This window comes from Paenibacillus campinasensis (genome assembly GCF_002272015.1).
GTDB lineage: Bacteria > Bacillota > Bacilli > Paenibacillales > Paenibacillaceae > Paenibacillus_AQ > Paenibacillus_AQ campinasensis.
In genome coordinates this window covers 19,493-36,321 of sequence record NZ_NPBY01000043.1, presented here as the reverse complement: position 1 = coordinate 36,321, position 16,829 = coordinate 19,493, and the positions used below count along the sequence as shown (strand labels likewise).

Here is a 16,829-nt window from a genome sequence, read left to right as displayed (position 1 = left end):
CGGTGCAAAGCATTCATTATGACAATCTGCAGGAAACGCTGTATTATGAAGCGATGGACAACGGACTGCATGTATATGTGCTGCCGAAGCCTGGCTTCCAGAAAACCTATGCCACCTTTGCCACGAAGTACGGATCGGTTGACAACCACTTCCGCGTAGAAGGCCAGAATGAGGTGCGGGTGCCTGACGGCATTGCCCATTTTCTGGAGCATAAAATGTTTGAGGAGCCGGAGGGCGACATTTTTGCCAAGTTTGCCTCGAGCGGCGCATCGGCCAATGCGTTTACGAGCTTTGACCAGACGGTGTATCTATTCTCCGCAACGGAGAACATTAAAGACAACCTGGAGACGCTGATTGATTTTGTCCAGAACCCGTATTTTACCGATCAAAATGTGGAGAAGGAAAAGGGCATCATCGGCCAGGAAATCAACATGTATCAGGACAATCCGGACTGGCGCGCCTACTTCGGCCTGATAGAGGCCTTGTATAAGGAACATCCGGTTCGCATCGATATCGCCGGCACCGTGGAGTCGATCGGCACGATCACGAAGGAGGATCTGTACACCTGCTACAACGCTTTCTACCATCCGAGCAACATGCTGCTGTTTGTTGTCGGCGGGGTGGATCCGGAGGAAACGATGGAATGGGTTCGCAGCAACCAGGCACGCAAATCCTATGAGAAGCAGGGAAGCATTGAACGGCTGTTCGAACCGGAGCCGCAGGAGGTTGCCCAGAAACGCAAGGAGAGCCGTCTTGCCGTATCCTTGCCGAAATGCTTGTTCGGCTTCAAGGAGAAGCAGGTCGGGTTGACGGGCGAGGAGCAGCTGAAGCGGGATTTGACGACCAAGATCATGCTTGATCTGCTGTTTGGCTCCAGCACCGAGCTGTATCAGAAGCTCTACGATGAGGATCTGATCTCCGACAGCTTCGGCCATGAATATAACAGCTCGCCGCAGTATGCTTTTTCTGCGGTAGGCGGAGATACGAAGGACCCGGATCTGCTGCTTTCGCGCATTCGTGAGGAAGTGGACAGACTGAAGTCTGCCGGCTTCCAGGCGGCGGATTTCGAGCGGGCCCGCAAGAAAAAGATGGGCGGATATTTGCGCATGCTCAATTCCCCGGAAAATATCGCCCATGAATTTACCCGCTATCAATTCAGAGGCGCTGACTTGTTCAAGGTGCTGCCGGTCTATGAATCCATTACGCTTGAGGATGTCAACCAGCGGCTGGCCGAACATGTGGACTGGGAGCAGATGGCCGTCTCTGTCGTATTGAGCCCCGCATGAGTGAGATGATGGGAGAGGATCTGAAACCGATCGGGGAAATGACCGTCCTGGTGACGGGAGCGAGCAGAGGGATCGGCGCAGCTATTGCCGAGCGCTTTGCCTCGGTTCGCATGAATGTTGTCCTGCATTACCGCAATTCCCATGAGGCGGCCAACGAAGTCGCTCGGCGCTGCATGGCACATGGGGCGAAGGTGATGACGGTCTCCGCGGACCTGAGTGACAAGGAGCAGATTGTGCGCATGAGGGAGAAGCTGGAGGCCCACGGCATGGAGCCGGATATTCTGGTGAACAACGCCGGGGTATCGCATTACGGATTGTTATCGGACGTGACGGAGGAAGAATGGGATTCACTGATGTCCATCAACCTGAAAGGGCTGTTTATGTGTACCCAGACTTTTATGGGCCGAATGGTTTCCCAGCGCTTTGGCCGAATTATCAACGTCTCGTCCGTATGGGGCATGTCCGGCGCTTCCTGTGAAGTGCTGTATTCAACGAGCAAGGGCGGGGTGAACGCTTTCACGAAGGCGCTCGCCAAGGAGCTGGCTCCGTCGGGCGTGACCGTCAACGCGGTGGCGCCCGGCGCGGTGGATACATCGATGCTGGACCATCTGGAGCCGGAGGATATCCGGCTGCTGCAGGAGGAGATTCCGGCAGGGAGACTGGCGCAGCCGGATGAAATTTCGTCGCTGGTGTATTTTCTGGCGCTGCCTGAATCCGGATATATTACGGGACAAATCATCAGCCCGAACGGCGGCTGGGTAACCTGAAGGGAATGAGCGGGTGGTGCATTTCACCACTCATAACGGCTCTGGCATGGGGACATATTAGTATTGTGACTTTATCGCCACAATGCAAAAGGAGGATTTAAACCATGTCATCCGTAATCAAGAACTTTGATTCCTGGAAGAAGTTTCTTGGCGAGCGTGTCGTTCAGGCTGAAAAATCAGGGATGAGCGAGGATATGATCGCTCAGCTTGCTTATGAGATCGGCGACTTCCTTGACGAGAAGGTCGACCCGCAAAACGCTTCCAACCGTGCGCTGAAGGAACTGTGGGATGTCGGCAACGATGAAGAGCGTCACGTGATCGCCCGCCTGATGGTGAAACTCGCCAAAAACAACGCGTAACGAGTCATTGAAAAGCCCCCGATTCGGGGGTTTTTTGTCAAGTAACAAGATCGTTAAGTTCATGTTATCCCTTTGTACTTGCCTTTCAATTTTATTTTATATATCATTAACGTGACCCATTTTATATTTCGACTTTCTGAGCGGTTGTTTAGGAGCTAATTATGTCGAAAGATGATGGAATAGAAGTCCGAAGAAGGTGTCTGTCGTTGAAATCGAACCAATGGTACATGGAATATAAAATACATAAGAATCGCCCGGGTCTGCTCGGTGACATCGCTTCGGTGCTGGGGATGCTGGAGGTCAACATATTGACCATTAACGGTGTCGAAGGGCAAACGAGAGGCATGCTGATTGAGACCGATGATGAAGAAAAAATTGTGCTCATGGGCAGAATGTTAAATAAAGTGGAGAATATAACCGTCACGGCTTTGAGACCGCCGAAACTGGTGGACATTCTTGCTGTGCGGCATGGACGATATATCGACCGGGACTCGGATGATCGTAAAACGTTCCGTTTTACGCGTGATGAGCTCGGTTTACTTGTTGACTTTTTGGGTGAATTGTTCAAGAGGGAAGGCAATCAGGTGATCGGACTGCGCGGAATGCCGCGTGTCGGCAAAACGGAGTCGATCATTGCGGGCAGCGTGTGCGCGATGAAGCGCTGGACGTTTGTTTCCTCGACGCTGCTGCGCCAGACGATTCGCAGCCAGCTGTCCGAAGAGGAGATGAGCCCGAACAACATTTTTATCGTGGACGGCATTGTCAGCACGATCCGCTCGAACGAAAAGCATTATCAATTGCTGCAAGATCTGATGCAGATGGAAAGCACAAAAGTTATTGAGCATCCTGATATTTTTGTGCGTGAGTCTGAATATTCTTATGATGACTTTGATATTTTAATTGAATTGCGAAACAATCCGGATGAAGAAATCGTTTATGATACGTTCACCGGTTCTTATAATGATGATTTGTAATTAAGGGATATTCATGATTTTTCATAGGAGGTGATGGCATGTCCGAACTGGGACAGCAACTAAGAGAGGCGCGTCTGCAGAAGGGAATGAGCCTGGATGACGTGCAGGAAATAACAAAGATACGAAAGCGATATTTGGAAGCCATCGAGGCGGGAGATTACAAAGTGCTGCCCGGCAGTTTTTACGTGCGTGCCTTTATTAAAACCTATGCCGAGGCGGTTGGGATAAATCCGGATGAACTGCTGGAGGGGCACAAGCAGGATGTGCCGCGGAATGAACCGGAATCGACGATGGAGCCGGTCATTCAGAAGCGGGCCAGCAGATCCGAATCGTCCCGGAGCATGAGTTGGCTGCCGACGCTGCTCATGTGGACCTTTCCGATTCTGATTATTGCGGTTATTTACTGGTATGCATCAGGGGCGAACAATCCGAAGACGGACCCGCCGCCGGCCACGAATCCGCCGGTGACGCAGGAAGAACCGGCAGACCAAGGCGAGAACAATCCGGATGGCGAAACACCTGGCGATCAGGAAGGCGGCGGCGCAGGCGGGGAAGAACCGGGAACGGATGCGGCTGGCGGCGAGACTGAATCGGTGGATGAGCCGGAGGAGCCTGTCGGTCAAGCTACGGTAACGCAGGATCGGACCGAGGGCAACCGCACCTTCTTCAAGGTAGCGGGAGCCGGCGTGAAGGTCGAGATCTCTGCTTCGAGCGATGGCAAGAGCTGGGTTGAAGTATATCGCGGCACCAACTCCCAAGGGGAGCGGCTTTATTTTGACAATCTCGAAAATGGCGCTTCGGTAAGCTATGATCTGGACGGCCAAGGCATGTACATTAAATCGGGTTATTCTGCAGCCACCACCATCACGGTAGGCGGGCATGAGGTTACGGACGGAAAAACGACCTCACGGATCGTGCTGGAGGCAGCAGATGCTTCGACGGAAACGGACACGAACGGCGAATAATTTGCTTCCGCTTGGGAAATATTAAATAGCATCGTGTGTGCTGTTATCCATTTCCGTAAAGTGGGGCGAATGTAAATGTCAGTGAACTGGATTGTGGTTAGTTTAGGGATTATCGTCAGTCTTCTTGGCTATTATCTGATCCCGAACGCATGGGGATATGGTATTTTTGGTTTCGGGCTGGCTCATGTGGTGCTTGGCATTCTGAGCATGTTCCGCGGCAAAATACTGCGGCAGGAGCCGAAGGAGCAGACGTAATTGTGACAGGACCTCGTTTTCGGCGTGCCAGCTGGAAACGGGGTCTTTTTAGGCTGTGGTCAAGCTTGCGAAGATTATGTGTCAGGTGACAGGTTAATTAGACTTGACCCTTGGTTTTACCTATAATAGAAGAACACAATGATAGGAAAGGAAGGGTTATGGTATGGCTTCGGAACATTCATTTGATATTGTATCCAAGATGGATATGCAGGAATTGAACAACGCGGTTACCCAGACGGAACGGGAGATCAGCAACCGGTTCGATTTTAAAGGCAGCAAGAGCAGCCTGAGCCTGGAGAAAGATGTGCTGGTCATTACGTCGGACGATGAATATAAGCTGAATGCGGTGATCGATATTTTGCAGACGAAGATGGTGAAGCGTGGTCTATCGCTTAAAAACGTAGATTACGGCAAGGTGGAGCCTGCGGCCATGGGGACGGTTCGTCAGCGCCTGTCGCTCAAGCAGGGCGTTGATCAGGAGAATGCCAAGAAAATCAACATTCTGATCCGCGACTCGAAGCTGAAGGTGAAAAGCCAGATTCAAGGCGATCAGATTCGTGTTACAGGCAAAAGCCGGGATGATCTTCAGGCTGTCATGCAGTTGCTGCTCAAAGCGGACCTGCCGCTGGATCTGCAATTCACCAATTTGAAATAAGCAGCGCCCGATAATCCCCCTCCTGCGGGCGCGGTGTCAAGGGTAACGGCGCTTTTTGACATCGCAACAGGCAAAGCATTATACTAAAAAACGATATATCAGTAATTACTTATACATAGCTTATTGGGGGATGAATATGACGGAAAGCGACGAACGCTTATTACAGCCTCTTCGATACATGAACATGATGGTTATGCTTGCCCGAGTGGTCGGCAGATTGGCTGAGTTCTCGAGACAACCCCAGGTGAGGGAGGTTGCTTCATGAATTTACCCAACCGAATAACGATTGCGAGAATATGTCTCATTCCGCTGATGATGGTTTTTTTGCTCGTTGACTTTGGTTTCTACCCGGCTCCGCTGGTGTGGTATAACTACGAGCTGCCTTTCAATCAGCTCATCGCAGCGTTTATCTTCATTGTGGCTGCCAGCACGGATGGCATTGACGGCTATTTGGCACGCAAGAACAACATGGTCACGAACCTCGGCAAACTGCTGGATCCGCTTGCGGATAAGCTGCTGGTGGCGGCCGTTCTGATCTCCCTTGTCGCGATGGGCAAATGCGATGCCTGGATTGCGATCGTTATTATCAGCCGCGAATTTGCGGTGACGGGACTGCGCCAGATTGCACTGCTCGACGGTGCCGTCATGGCGGCCGGACAGTCGGGCAAAATTAAAACGACGATTCAGATTGTAGCCATTGTGGCGCTGCTGATCAATGACTTTCCGTTTGTCTTTTTGCATATTCCGTTCGGGGATATCGCGATCTGGGCCGCGGCCTTGATTACGATCTACTCAGGCGTGGAATACTTTGTCAAAAACCGGCATTTGCTCAAGGAAGCATAATGAAAGGCTGCGCTCATATCGTGCCTAGGATGACGGGGACACATCCGGCTTGCTAAGGAAAGGACCTCATTTCACTGTCCAGTGAAGCTGAGGTCCTTTTCCAACCAGGCGCGATGGTCGAGGTGTATTAGTACCAACGTGCCGGGAGCCATGTTGGTGAAGAGGCAGAGGCTCCCCCCGAGGAAGATGGCAGAAGAGACACCAAGGTCTGCTAGGGCTGCCGGTTTTCCTATGGCTGCAGGTTGGCATTTGGCTTTACATATTGGCCCAGACTAAGGGAATTGAGGGAAGGATAACCGGTTTTCATCCGGGCATCTTTGGGGTGAATAACATGCATATAGGTGATTGCACAGGAGGATGGTCGTTATGAAAGCGGAAATTATTGCGGTGGGAACAGAGCTCCTGCTGGGGCAAATTGTGAATACGAATGCGCAGTATCTCTCCCGCGAGCTGGCCGCTCTGGGGATTGACGTATATTATCAGACAGTGGTTGGGGATAACCTGGAGCGTATTCAGGACGCGCTGCGCCTGTCGAGCAGCCGGGCGGATATCGTTCTGCTGTCCGGGGGGCTTGGCCCGACCCAGGATGATCTGACGAAGGATGCGCTGGCGGCATTCCTCGGACGCACACTGCACATCGACCGGATGGCGATGGACGCCATCGAGCGCTTCTTCAGGGAGCGGGGCACTCCGATGACGGAAAACAACCGGCGGCAGGCGCTCGCTATTGAAGGAGGCACACCGCTGCCCAACGAGACCGGACTTGCCGTTGGCAACGCCGTAAGCTCTGATGATGTGCATTATATAGTGCTCCCGGGCCCGCCGAAAGAGCTGATGCCGATGTTCGAACAGCAGGCGAAGCCGTGGCTGATGCAGCATGTGCTTACCCATGAGCAGCCGATCTACTCGAAAATGCTGAAGTTCGCCGGCATCGGCGAGTCTTCCCTGGACGAGCGTCTTCAGGATCTGATCACGGCCCAGACGGACCCGACCATCGCATTATACGCCAAGGAAGGCGAGGTCACGGTACGGATCTCAACCAAAGCGCCAAGCGAATCGGAAGCGATGGACAAGCTTGACGGGCTGGAAGCGAAGATTCGGGAGCGCGCCTCGGCGTTTATGTATGCGAGCGAAGATGTGCCGATCGAGAAGGTGATCGTGGATCTGATGGCGGATCGGGGCTGGACGCTGAGCGCGGCGGAGAGCTGTACGGGCGGGCTGGTGATGGAAAGCCTCACCTCCGTACCCGGCAGTGCAACGATGTTTCGCGGCGGGGTCGTATGTTATACGAACGAGATGAAAGAGAAGCTCGTCCATGTCCCGCACGGGCTGCTGGAAGGCGAAGGAGCGCCCGGAGCGGTCAGCCGGGAGGTGGCCGAGGTGCTGGCCGAGCATGTGCGCATGATTACGGACAGCGATTTCGGCTTGTCGGTTACCGGGGTGGCCGGTCCCGGTTATGCCGAGCGCAAGCCGGTGGGCCTCGTCTACATCGGGCTGGCCGAGCGTGGCAAAGAGACAGAGGTGCATGAGCTTCATCTGCAGGGCAACCGGGAGACGATTCGAATCCGGGCGACCAAAGCGCTGCTCTACCGGCTGTGGCGGCGACTGATGGCTGCTCGCGGCGAGAGCTGATCCGGCTGCCGCTTTTTCAGATATTCTCAAGCGTTGGATGTAAATGTATGGATCAGGGCCTGGCGCGGCAGCTTGCGGATTCGCAATCCTCGCGCTCGCTGGCAAGGCTGCTTGAATTCCCAAGCGGAACCAAGTATAGTAGAAGTACGGAAGAACCGTGGCATATCAAACGATGTTGCCGCGGTTTTTTGTCATTGCGGACGAGAGCGGCAGCAGCGCATCAGGAGGCGATCGCGCGAAAAAAAGACGAATGTATGTTCGAAAAAAAGCTTGGCAAACGTGTCAAAACAAGGTATGATAATAATATCAAGAGTGAAGGGTTGTGGAAGAATTGTCAGATCGTCGTGCTGCGCTGGAGATGGCGCTTCGTCAGATAGAGAAACAGTTCGGAAAAGGTTCGATCATGAAGCTGGGTGAATCCACCCACATGCAAGTGGAGATTGTGCCAAGCGGCTCGCTGGCATTGGATATAGCATTAGGAACCGGCGGTTTGCCTAGAGGCCGGATTATTGAAGTATATGGACCGGAATCTTCCGGTAAAACGACGGTAGCGCTGCATGCGATTGCCGAGGTACAGAAGACCGGTGGACAAGCTGCGTTTATTGACGCCGAGCATGCCCTTGATCCGTCGTATGCCAGCAAGCTGGGCGTCAACATTGACGAGCTCTTGCTGTCCCAGCCTGACACAGGGGAGCAGGCGCTGGAAATCGCTGAGGCGCTCGTGCGGAGCGGCGCGGTGGATATCATCGTGATCGACTCGGTTGCCGCTCTCGTGCCGAAGGCGGAAATTGAAGGGGACATGGGGGATTCTCATGTCGGCTTGCAGGCGCGTCTGATGTCGCAAGCGTTGCGTAAATTGTCCGGTGCGATTAACAAATCGAAAACGATCGCGATCTTCATCAACCAGCTTCGCGAGAAGGTCGGCGTGATGTTCGGCAACCCGGAAACGACTCCTGGCGGCCGTGCGTTGAAGTTCTATTCCACCGTTCGTCTCGACGTGCGCCGTGTGGAAAGCATTAAGATGGGCAACGACGTTGTGGGTAACCGCACGCGCATCAAGGTTGTGAAGAATAAGGTAGCTCCGCCTTTCAAGCAGGCTGAGCTGGACATTATGTACGGTGAAGGAATTTCCAGAGAAGGCAGCCTTATCGATATCGGCACAGAGTTGGATATCGTGGATAAGAGCGGTGCCTGGTACTCCTATGCAGGCGATCGTCTGGGACAAGGCCGCGAAAATGCGAAGCAGTTCCTGAAAGAGAACCCGCAAATTGCCGAAGTGATTGAGCAGAAGATTCGGGAAGCAAGCAATCTGACAACCATTGTTCCAGAGGTTTCCGAGAGCGAGAAGAAGCAAGAGGAGCAAGAGGAGCAAGCGTTATTTGAAGTGGACAATGCCTAAAGTCTAACGTCTTCACCACATAAGCGGGACCGCCCAGTGTGCACGCACCGGGCGGTCTTCTTTATTCAGGACGAGGAAGGAGAGCTTGATGAAGAACGACAGCTATAGAGAGCAGGAGCAGACGGAGGCCGAGGCTGAGGGACTGGCCGCTTTTCCGGAAGATGAAGATCTGGTTATCACTGCGGTCGAGCTGATGAAGAAGCAGCGCTATCGCTACCTTATCTCATTTGGCCCCTATACGTTATCCGTTCATGAGGATGTCATGATTAAATACCGGATGATCAACGGGGCTGTCTTCCGGAAGGATGCGCTGGAGGAAATTGTGGCCGCGGATGAAAGGCATCGCGCCTATGTAGAGGCGCTGCGGTATCTGGAGCGGAAGCCGAGAACGTCGAAGGAAATTGCGCAGCGGCTGCAGCAGAAAGGCTGGGAGCAGGGAAGCATCGACCACACGCTGGAGCGATTGGAGCGGGAAAAGCTGGTCGATGATGGCCTATACGCCAGGATGTGGGCTCAGCAGCGCATGACCAGCCATAAGAAAGGCCGGCTGTGGGTGAAGCAGGAGCTGAGACAGAAAGGGATTGAGTCCGGCATGATTGCGGAGGCGCTCGGCGAGGTCAGCCCGGAGGAAGAGCTGGAGAGCGCGCTGGTCATAGGCCGCAAGAAGTGGCAGCAGACGAAGGGGGAGCCGCTCGACAGAAAGCGCAAGACAGGGGCGTTCCTCATGCGCAGAGGATTCGGCGGAGAACAGGTGCGCCAGGTGCTGAAACGGCTGATTGACGAAGAGTTTGAGGAAGTGGATGAGGATGCATTGGAAGACGATTTCGTGTAATTGAACTCGTCTTCCGCTGCCAGAATTGGAAGCGTTGGTGGATGGCTGCTGTTTCCCCCAGCGCTTTCCCTTGACAATATCTTTTCATCAATACTAAAATAAACATGAATCTGTAACATGAAATAGTAGCCTTTTTCCTTCCAAAAAAGCGACTGTTTTGTGAAAGATTCTTGATTCGCCAATTCATCATAACGAAATGTGAGCCGCTGTAGAGGCGGGCTTTACGTGTGGACAAACACGTGTGGGGAGGCAGTTTCATCTGCCGGAATTTTATGTATGAATGAATGAGTAACCTGACAATTGCACATTCCCAAGGAATGCCTTGGAGGAACCAACGAGGAGGTGATCAGATGGAGGCATGGATCTGGATCATAATCGTTCTCGTTGTAGCCGCTATATTCTTTGGGTTCGGTTATTTTATTCGCAAATCCCTTGCAGAAGCTAAAATTTCCAGTGCGGAGGAAGCCGCTTTGCAGATCGTTGAGAATGCAAAGAAGGAAGCTGAAGCGCTGAAGAAAGAAACGGTCCTCGAAGCGAAAGACGAAGTCTTTAGAATTCGGGCCGAGGCTGAAAAAGACACTCGCGAGCGCCGGAATGAAATTCAACGGCAGGAACGCAGATTGTTGCAAAAGGAAGAATCGCTGGATAAAAAAATAGAATCTTTGGAACGTAAAGAAGAACAAGTGGCGAACAAAGAGAAACGAATTGAAGAAACCCAGCAGCAGATTGATTTGATCTACAAAAAACAGGTGACCGAGCTGGAGCGTATTTCCAACCTCACCATGGAAGATGCACGCAGCATTATTTTAAGCAATGTTGAGCAGGAAGTTCGCCACGAGACGGCTCAGATGATCAAAGAGATCGAGCAGCAGGCGAAGGAAGAAGCCGACAAGAAATCGCGCGAGATCATTACGCTTGCCATTCAGCGTTGCGCTGCCGATCACGTAGCAGAGACTACGGTGTCGGTAGTTACACTGCCGAATGAAGAAATGAAAGGGCGCATTATCGGTCGTGAAGGCCGCAATATCCGTGCTCTGGAAACCTTGACCGGGATTGATCTTATCATCGATGATACACCGGAAGCGGTGATTCTGTCCGGTTTCGATCCAATCCGCCGCGAAATTGCCCGTACAGCCTTGGAGAAATTGGTGGCTGACGGTCGGATTCACCCGGCGCGTATTGAAGAAATGGTGGAGAAATCCCGCAAGGAAGTGGACGAACGCATTCGCGAGTATGGAGAACAGGCCACCTTCGAGGTTGGCGTGCACGGACTGCATCCGGATCTTATCAAGATCCTGGGCCGTTTGAAATTCCGTACAAGCTATGGTCAAAATGTGCTGAAGCACTCGATGGAAGTCGCTTATCTTGCCGGTCTGATGGCAGGAGAGCTCGGGGAAGACATTGTATTGGCGAAACGTGCCGGGCTGTTGCATGACATCGGTAAAGCGCTGGATCATGAAGTGGAAGGTTCGCACGTTGAAATCGGCGTGGAGCTGGCGAAGAAGTACAAAGAACATCCGGTGGTTATCAACAGTATTGCTTCTCACCACGGTGATTGTGAAGCAACTTCGGTTATTGCCATGCTCGTCGGAGCGGCTGATGCACTGTCGGCAGCAAGACCGGGTGCCAGAAGAGAGACGCTTGAGACGTATATCAAACGTCTGGAGAAACTGGAGGCGATCTCCGAATCGTTCGAAGGCGTGGAGAAATCCTATGCCATTCAAGCCGGACGTGAGGTTCGCGTAATGGTACAGCCTGATAAAATCGATGATGCGGAAGCATTCCGATTGGCTCGTGATATTACGAAGACCATTGAGAATGAGCTTGACTACCCAGGTCATATCAAAGTCACTGTCATTCGGGAAACCCGGGCAGTCGATTATGCGAAATAAGCTTAAAGTCCGAAAGTGGCCGCAACCCGGCCACTTTTTTCATTAAGTTGCAGAAGGAACACACAGCGTATTCTAAGGAGCGTGATTGACATCAACGTTTTATTCATCGGAGATATCGTCGGCAGCACGGGGCGCAAGGCATTGAAGTCCTGCCTGCCGGAACTGAAAAGCAAATATAATCCGCATATCATCATTGCCAACGGGGAGAATGCGGCATCTGGACGGGGCATTACGTCTGCCATTGCCAATGAGTTTTTTAATCTGGGCGTTCACGGGATTACGATGGGCAACCATACATGGGACAACCGGGACATATTCGAATTCATCGACGATGAGCCGAGAATGGTTCGGCCGGCCAATTTCCCGCCGGGAACACCGGGAAGAGGATATACCATCGTTAAGGGCAACGGCAAGCAGCTGGCGATTGTGAATCTGCAAGGAAGAACGTTTCTGCCGGCGATCGATTGTCCATTCCGTGCGGCAGATGACATCGTGGATGAGCTGCGAGCGGAAACGAAGTGCATTCTGGTTGATTTTCACGCTGAGGCGACATCGGAGAAAATCGCCATGGGCTGGCATCTCGACGGACGGGTGTCGATGGTGGTCGGCACGCATACCCATGTTCAGAGCAATGACGACACGATTCTGCCGGGCGGAACGGCCTATCTGACCGACACGGGCATGGTAGGCTCGAAGGAAGGTGTGCTTGGCATGCAGCGCGAAGCGGTGCTGTACAAGTTCAAAACCCAGCTTCCGGCCCGGTTCCAGGTGGATGAGGGGAAATGGCATTTTCATGCCGTCTATGCAGATATTGACGAAGCGACAGGCAAAGCTCGCAAAATTGAAAAAATTCGCCTTTACGAGGACGAATGGAGGATGGATTGAAGGGCGCCATAAACGGTTAATAATGTAGGACACCAACAAAAAGAAGGAATTTTTTCTCCTCTCACGAATAACATCTACTAAGCAGAAGCAAACGATCACTCAACATTCCCAGGGGAGGTACTTACCATGGAAGTATTAAAAGTTTCAGCCAAATCCAATCCGAATTCAGTGGCAGGAGCGCTGGCTGGGGTTCTACGTGAACGCGGCGGAGCGGAACTGCAAGCGATTGGGGCGGGAGCACTGAACCAGGCTATTAAAGCGGTAGCGATTGCCCGGGGATTTGTAGCACCGAGCGGGGTGGACTTGATCTGTATTCCTGCTTTTACGGATATTGTGATTGATGGCGAGGACCGGACGGCGATTAAATTGATCGTAGAACCTAGATAATGTTGGAAGTGACGTTTGGCCTGTTTACCTGCGGGGGCTGCACCTGGATGTAAACAGGCTTTTTGCTGTGAATCGATATATTCCTTGATGAAGGGGGACCTTTGGGATGCGGGTGGTCGATTTTCATTGTGATGCACTCAGCAAAATGTGGCAAAATCCGCAGGCTTCGTTTGTTGATGCTCCGGATATGGACGTCACGTTAAAGCGAATGGAGGAAGGCTCCCTCGACCTTCAGGTGTTTGCCGTGTTCTTGTCCGAGCAGTACGGAAAGCCTTCGATGGAGCGAATCCTTGCCCAGATTGAGGTATTCCGCGATCGGATCCATCGTGCCGGACATCTGGAGTGGCTGCAGTGGAAAGAGCAGGTGTATAACATCCGGCAGGGAGGCAAGCAATGGGGACTGCTGTCTCTGGAGGGGGCCGATGGACTGGAAGGGCAGTTGTTTTATGTCGACGTACTATACAAGCTTGGCGTTCGCTTTCTCGGCGTCACCTGGAATTATGCCAACTGGGCGGCGGACGGGGCGATGGAGAAGCGAAACGGCGGGCTTACCCTGCGCGGTCGTGAACTGGTGAAGCGGTGCAACGAAATCGGCATGCTGCTGGATGTATCCCATCTGTCACGGGCATCGTTCTGGGAGTTGACCGAGCTGACGCAGGCGCCCATCATCGCTTCTCATTCCAATGCCGATTCGGTATGTCCCCATCCCCGGAACCTGGCCGATGATCAGATTCGGGCGGTGATCGCGCTAAACGGGCTTGTTGGCGTTACGTTTGTCCCTTGGTTCATCAAGAACGGTACAGGCCTGGTAAAGATGGAGGATGTGCTGCCCCATATTGAGAAGATTTGCGAGTTGGGCGGCGAAGCGCACCTGATGTTCGGCTCCGATTTTGACGGGATTGACGAGTGGGTCAGGGGGCTGGAGCATCCCGGCGCTTATCCGGATCTGGCAGAGCTGCTGTTGAAGCATTATTCGGCGTCCCAAGTCGATGGCTGGATGTCCGGCAATGCCCTTCGGTTTCTGGAAGCGAACCTGCCGGCGATGCATAGTGAAAAATCATGACGCGCGCAGCGAGCACCGGAATTCGGTGTTAGCCGCCTCATTTTCAATAAATAGTCACGAAATCGGGCAAAAGGCAGAACGATGTCATCGGTCTGCCTTTTTATTTTTGGGTAATAGAGAGTATAATAGGTGGTGGCATGTACAGCATATAGAGAAAAACAAGGAGTGAGTCAGGTGAGCAAAACTGTACCGGTGGGTGTATCTGCCCGCCATATCCATTTGACACAAGAACATATTGAGACATTGTTCGGACCAGGATATCAATTGACGGAATTCAAGCCATTGTCCCAGCCTGGACAATTCGCTGCTAACGAAACGGTGGCGGTAATCGGCACGAAGGGGCAATTTGATAAAGTGAGAATTTTGGGACCTGCACGTCCTGCAACCCAGCTGGAGATCTCCCTTACGGATTCCTTCGCGCTTGGTGTGAAGGCACCTGTACGCGAATCCGGCAACATTGAGGGAACGCCAGGTATTACGATTAAAGGGCCGGCTGGCGAAGTTACGATTGACCAAGGGGTCATCATCGCTGCCCGTCATATTCATTTCCATACATCCGATGCCGAGAAATGGGGCATTAAAGATAAAGATCTGCTGAAAGTCCGTTTGGGCGGTGAGCGCGGCGTTGTGTTCGAGAACGTCATTGCTCGCGTATCCGACAGCTTCGCCCTCGATATGCATATCGATACCGACGAAGCGAATGCAGCCGGCGCAAGAACCGGGGACACTGCGGAAATCGTGGACTAACACATACTGAGAATCGAATAAGGTGCACCTTGGAGCTGACGAAAACGGCTGTATATGTCGTCCAGGGCCGCCTCGCTTGAAGAGCCGGGATCATGCCATTTGATCCGCCGGCTCTTTTTGCTGTATGCCGGGCAAATCATCGCCCCGGTATGGTAGCTTAGCCCTCAAGATCATGATATAATTAAAAACAGTGCCTATCTGGCCGCTTTTCATAACAAAATTATACAATCGGATTACAAGAGATTTAACGGAGCATAAGGAGTGACCTGTTGCATGTCCAAAGAAACGAAGGACTACTCCAAGTATTTTGATTTTTCCAGTGCGAAGATTCTCTCCGAGGACGAGAACGGAAAGCGAATCCGCATTAACGGCAGGGAAATCAATATTCTATCGGAGCCTAACCATAGACAAGAGAAGCAGCGTGGCAAACAGAGCGTCGAGGTGCTGTACGATACCGCGGTTCCTAGTGAGCTGAAGGGCATCGGCGCGGGCAAGCACTATCTGGTGTATACGTACGGGTGTCAGATGAATGAGCATGACTCCGAGACGATCAAGGGGCTGCTCGAGCAGATGGGCTATTCGCCTACGGAGGACCGCAAAGAGGCGGACATCATTCTGCTGAACACCTGTGCCATTCGAGAGAATGCCGAGGACAAAGTGTTTGGCGAGCTGGGGCATCTCAAGCATCTGAAGACCGAGAAACCGGATCTGCTGCTGGGCGTCTGCGGCTGCATGTCGCAGGAGGAAGCGGTCGTCAAACGCATTTTGCAAAAACACGGCTTCGTTGATCTGATCTTTGGCACACACAACATTCACCGTCTGCCTCATCTCATCCAGGAGGCGCTGTTCAGCAAGGAGATGGTGGTTGAGGTATGGTCCAAGGAAGGCGACATCGTGGAGAACCTGCCGAAGAAGCGGGAAGGGCTTCGCGGCTGGGTGAACATCATGTATGGCTGCGACAAGTTCTGCACGTACTGCATCGTCCCTTATACGCGGGGCAAGGAGCGGAGCCGCCGACCGGAGGATGTTATCGCCGAAGTGCGTGAACTGGCGCGTCAGGGCTATAAGGAAATTACGCTGCTGGGTCAGAATGTCAATGCTTACGGAAAAGATTTTACCGATATCAACTATACATTTGCTGATCTGATGGATGACATTCATAAGATCGATATTCCGCGCGTGCGGTTTACAACCTCTCATCCGCGGGATTTTGATGACCATCTGATTGAGGTGCTTGCCAAAGGCGGCAATCTGGTGGAGCATATTCACCTGCCGGTGCAGTCCGGCAGCTCGCAAATCTTGAAGAAAATGAGCCGCAAGTACACCCGCGAATCGTATCTGGAGCTGGTCCGCAAGATCAAGGCGGCAATTCCGGACGTGGTGCTTACCACCGACATCATCGTTGGCTTCCCGGGAGAGACGGATGAGCAGTTTGAAGAGACGCTCTCGCTGGTGCGGGAGGTCGGATACGACTCCGCCTTTACGTTCATCTATTCGCCTCGTGAAGGGACACCGGCCGCCGTGATGGAGGACAATGTTCCGATGGAGGTCAAGAGCGAGCGTCTTCAGCGTCTTAACGCAGCGATTAACGAGTTCAGCCGCAAGAGCAATGACCGACTGATGGGCCAGACGGTGGAAGTGCTTGTGGAAGGCGTCAGCAAGAACAACGAATCGATGCTGTCCGGCCGCACCCGCACGAACAAGCTGGTTCATTTTGAAGGGACGGCAGATCTGATCGGAAGCTTTGTCCATGTACAAATTACCGATCCAAAAACATGGTATATTAAAGGGGAAATGGTACCGGAGCCGGTCAGTACGCCGGATGCGGTATAACGAAGCAATCCAACGGATTCAGGAATAACAATAACCGAATTGAGGATAGAATTGG

Annotated in this window: 17 protein-coding genes; all 17 read left to right on the top strand. The window is 52.6% G+C overall.

The window, feature by feature from the left end; all coding sequences use genetic code 11:
• Nucleotides 1-2: 2 nt before the first annotated feature.
• The 17 genes from yfmH to miaB all read left to right on the top strand — a co-directional run bounded on the left by yfmH (nucleotide 3) and on the right by miaB (nucleotide 16,774).
• Nucleotides 3-1,286, top strand: coding sequence for an EF-P 5-aminopentanol modification-associated protein YfmH (gene yfmH / locus CHH67_RS13305; protein WP_095265675.1), 1,284 nt, complete (start codon nucleotides 3-5; stop codon nucleotides 1,284-1,286).
• Nucleotides 1,283-2,053, top strand: a complete 771-nt coding sequence (gene ymfI, locus CHH67_RS13300; protein ID WP_095265674.1) for an elongation factor P 5-aminopentanone reductase — start codon at nucleotides 1,283-1,285, stop codon at nucleotides 2,051-2,053. Before yfmH ends, ymfI begins: the two co-directional genes overlap by 4 nt.
• Nucleotides 2,054-2,157: 104 nt before the next feature.
• Nucleotides 2,158-2,412, top strand: coding sequence for a DUF3243 domain-containing protein (locus CHH67_RS13295; RefSeq protein ID WP_095265673.1), 255 nt, complete (start codon nucleotides 2,158-2,160; stop codon nucleotides 2,410-2,412).
• 206 nt (nucleotides 2,413-2,618) lie between these two features.
• Complete coding sequence (locus CHH67_RS13290; protein WP_095265672.1) at nucleotides 2,619-3,386, top strand: DUF3388 domain-containing protein; 768 nt, start codon at nucleotides 2,619-2,621, stop codon at nucleotides 3,384-3,386.
• 38 nt (nucleotides 3,387-3,424) lie between these two features.
• Nucleotides 3,425-4,351, top strand: a complete 927-nt coding sequence (locus CHH67_RS13285) for a helix-turn-helix domain-containing protein (protein ID WP_095265671.1) — start codon at nucleotides 3,425-3,427, stop codon at nucleotides 4,349-4,351.
• 75 nt (nucleotides 4,352-4,426) lie between these two features.
• Nucleotides 4,427-4,606 carry a hypothetical protein gene (locus CHH67_RS13280; RefSeq protein ID WP_095265670.1) on the top strand — a complete coding sequence of 60 codons (180 nt, stop codon included), beginning with the start codon at nucleotides 4,427-4,429 and terminating at the stop codon, nucleotides 4,604-4,606.
• 163 nt (nucleotides 4,607-4,769) lie between these two features.
• Nucleotides 4,770-5,261, top strand: coding sequence for a YajQ family cyclic di-GMP-binding protein (locus CHH67_RS13275; protein WP_095265669.1), 492 nt, complete (start codon nucleotides 4,770-4,772; stop codon nucleotides 5,259-5,261).
• 261 nt (nucleotides 5,262-5,522) lie between these two features.
• Nucleotides 5,523-6,104 (top strand): CDP-diacylglycerol--glycerol-3-phosphate 3-phosphatidyltransferase, encoded by a 582-nt coding sequence (pgsA, locus tag CHH67_RS13270; protein ID WP_095265668.1) that lies wholly within the window; start codon nucleotides 5,523-5,525, stop codon nucleotides 6,102-6,104.
• Between the two features lie 366 nt (nucleotides 6,105-6,470).
• On the top strand, nucleotides 6,471-7,736 hold the full coding sequence (locus tag CHH67_RS13265; RefSeq protein WP_095265667.1) for a competence/damage-inducible protein A: 1,266 nt from the start codon (nucleotides 6,471-6,473) through the stop codon (nucleotides 7,734-7,736).
• A 331-nt stretch (nucleotides 7,737-8,067) separates the two neighbouring features.
• Nucleotides 8,068-9,135, top strand: a complete 1,068-nt coding sequence (gene recA / locus CHH67_RS13260; RefSeq protein WP_095265753.1) for a recombinase RecA — start codon at nucleotides 8,068-8,070, stop codon at nucleotides 9,133-9,135.
• An 88-nt stretch (nucleotides 9,136-9,223) separates the two neighbouring features.
• A complete protein-coding gene (locus tag CHH67_RS13255) occupies nucleotides 9,224-9,967 on the top strand; it encodes a regulatory protein RecX (protein WP_095265666.1) in 744 nt (247 codons plus the stop codon).
• A gap of 350 nt (nucleotides 9,968-10,317) precedes the next feature.
• Nucleotides 10,318-11,859 (top strand): ribonuclease Y, encoded by a 1,542-nt coding sequence (rny, locus tag CHH67_RS13250; RefSeq protein WP_095265665.1) that lies wholly within the window; start codon nucleotides 10,318-10,320, stop codon nucleotides 11,857-11,859.
• A 90-nt stretch (nucleotides 11,860-11,949) separates the two neighbouring features.
• Nucleotides 11,950-12,744, top strand: coding sequence for a TIGR00282 family metallophosphoesterase (locus CHH67_RS13245; RefSeq protein WP_179292125.1), 795 nt, complete (start codon nucleotides 11,950-11,952; stop codon nucleotides 12,742-12,744).
• Nucleotides 12,745-12,870: 126 nt separating this feature from the next.
• Nucleotides 12,871-13,131, top strand: coding sequence for a stage V sporulation protein S (locus tag CHH67_RS13240; protein WP_006211249.1), 261 nt, complete (start codon nucleotides 12,871-12,873; stop codon nucleotides 13,129-13,131).
• Between the two features lie 106 nt (nucleotides 13,132-13,237).
• Nucleotides 13,238-14,194: a dipeptidase gene (locus CHH67_RS13235; protein WP_095265663.1), complete on the top strand. Its 957-nt coding sequence runs from the start codon at nucleotides 13,238-13,240 to the stop codon at nucleotides 14,192-14,194.
• 174 nt (nucleotides 14,195-14,368) lie between these two features.
• The gene (gene pduL, locus CHH67_RS13230) at nucleotides 14,369-14,941 is read left to right on the top strand and encodes a phosphate propanoyltransferase (protein WP_095265662.1); all 573 of its coding nucleotides are present in this window, start codon (nucleotides 14,369-14,371) and stop codon (nucleotides 14,939-14,941) included.
• Nucleotides 14,942-15,214: 273 nt separating this feature from the next.
• Nucleotides 15,215-16,774, top strand: a complete 1,560-nt coding sequence (gene miaB / locus CHH67_RS13225) for a tRNA (N6-isopentenyl adenosine(37)-C2)-methylthiotransferase MiaB (RefSeq protein WP_095265661.1) — start codon at nucleotides 15,215-15,217, stop codon at nucleotides 16,772-16,774.
• The last annotated feature ends 55 nt before the right edge of the window (nucleotides 16,775-16,829 follow it).

What these genes read in the sequence shown, in the direction of transcription:
- CHH67_RS13235 (WP_095265663.1), top strand. Translation starts at nt 13,238, where the DNA reads ATGCGGGTGGTCGATTTTCATTGTGATGCACTCAGCAAAATGTGGCAA.
- rny (WP_095265665.1), top strand. Translation starts at nt 10,318, where the DNA reads ATGGAGGCATGGATCTGGATCATAATCGTTCTCGTTGTAGCCGCTATA.
- ymfI (WP_095265674.1), top strand. Translation starts at nt 1,283, where the DNA reads ATGAGTGAGATGATGGGAGAGGATCTGAAACCGATCGGGGAAATGACC.
- CHH67_RS13255 (WP_095265666.1), top strand. Translation starts at nt 9,224, where the DNA reads ATGAAGAACGACAGCTATAGAGAGCAGGAGCAGACGGAGGCCGAGGCT.
- CHH67_RS13285 (WP_095265671.1), top strand. Translation starts at nt 3,425, where the DNA reads ATGTCCGAACTGGGACAGCAACTAAGAGAGGCGCGTCTGCAGAAGGGA.
- miaB (WP_095265661.1), top strand. Translation starts at nt 15,215, where the DNA reads ATGTCCAAAGAAACGAAGGACTACTCCAAGTATTTTGATTTTTCCAGT.
- CHH67_RS13275 (WP_095265669.1), top strand. Translation starts at nt 4,770, where the DNA reads ATGGCTTCGGAACATTCATTTGATATTGTATCCAAGATGGATATGCAG.
- CHH67_RS13280 (WP_095265670.1), top strand. Translation starts at nt 4,427, where the DNA reads ATGTCAGTGAACTGGATTGTGGTTAGTTTAGGGATTATCGTCAGTCTT.
- pgsA (WP_095265668.1), top strand. Translation starts at nt 5,523, where the DNA reads ATGAATTTACCCAACCGAATAACGATTGCGAGAATATGTCTCATTCCG.
- CHH67_RS13240 (WP_006211249.1), top strand. Translation starts at nt 12,871, where the DNA reads ATGGAAGTATTAAAAGTTTCAGCCAAATCCAATCCGAATTCAGTGGCA.
- CHH67_RS13295 (WP_095265673.1), top strand. Translation starts at nt 2,158, where the DNA reads ATGTCATCCGTAATCAAGAACTTTGATTCCTGGAAGAAGTTTCTTGGC.
- CHH67_RS13265 (WP_095265667.1), top strand. Translation starts at nt 6,471, where the DNA reads ATGAAAGCGGAAATTATTGCGGTGGGAACAGAGCTCCTGCTGGGGCAA.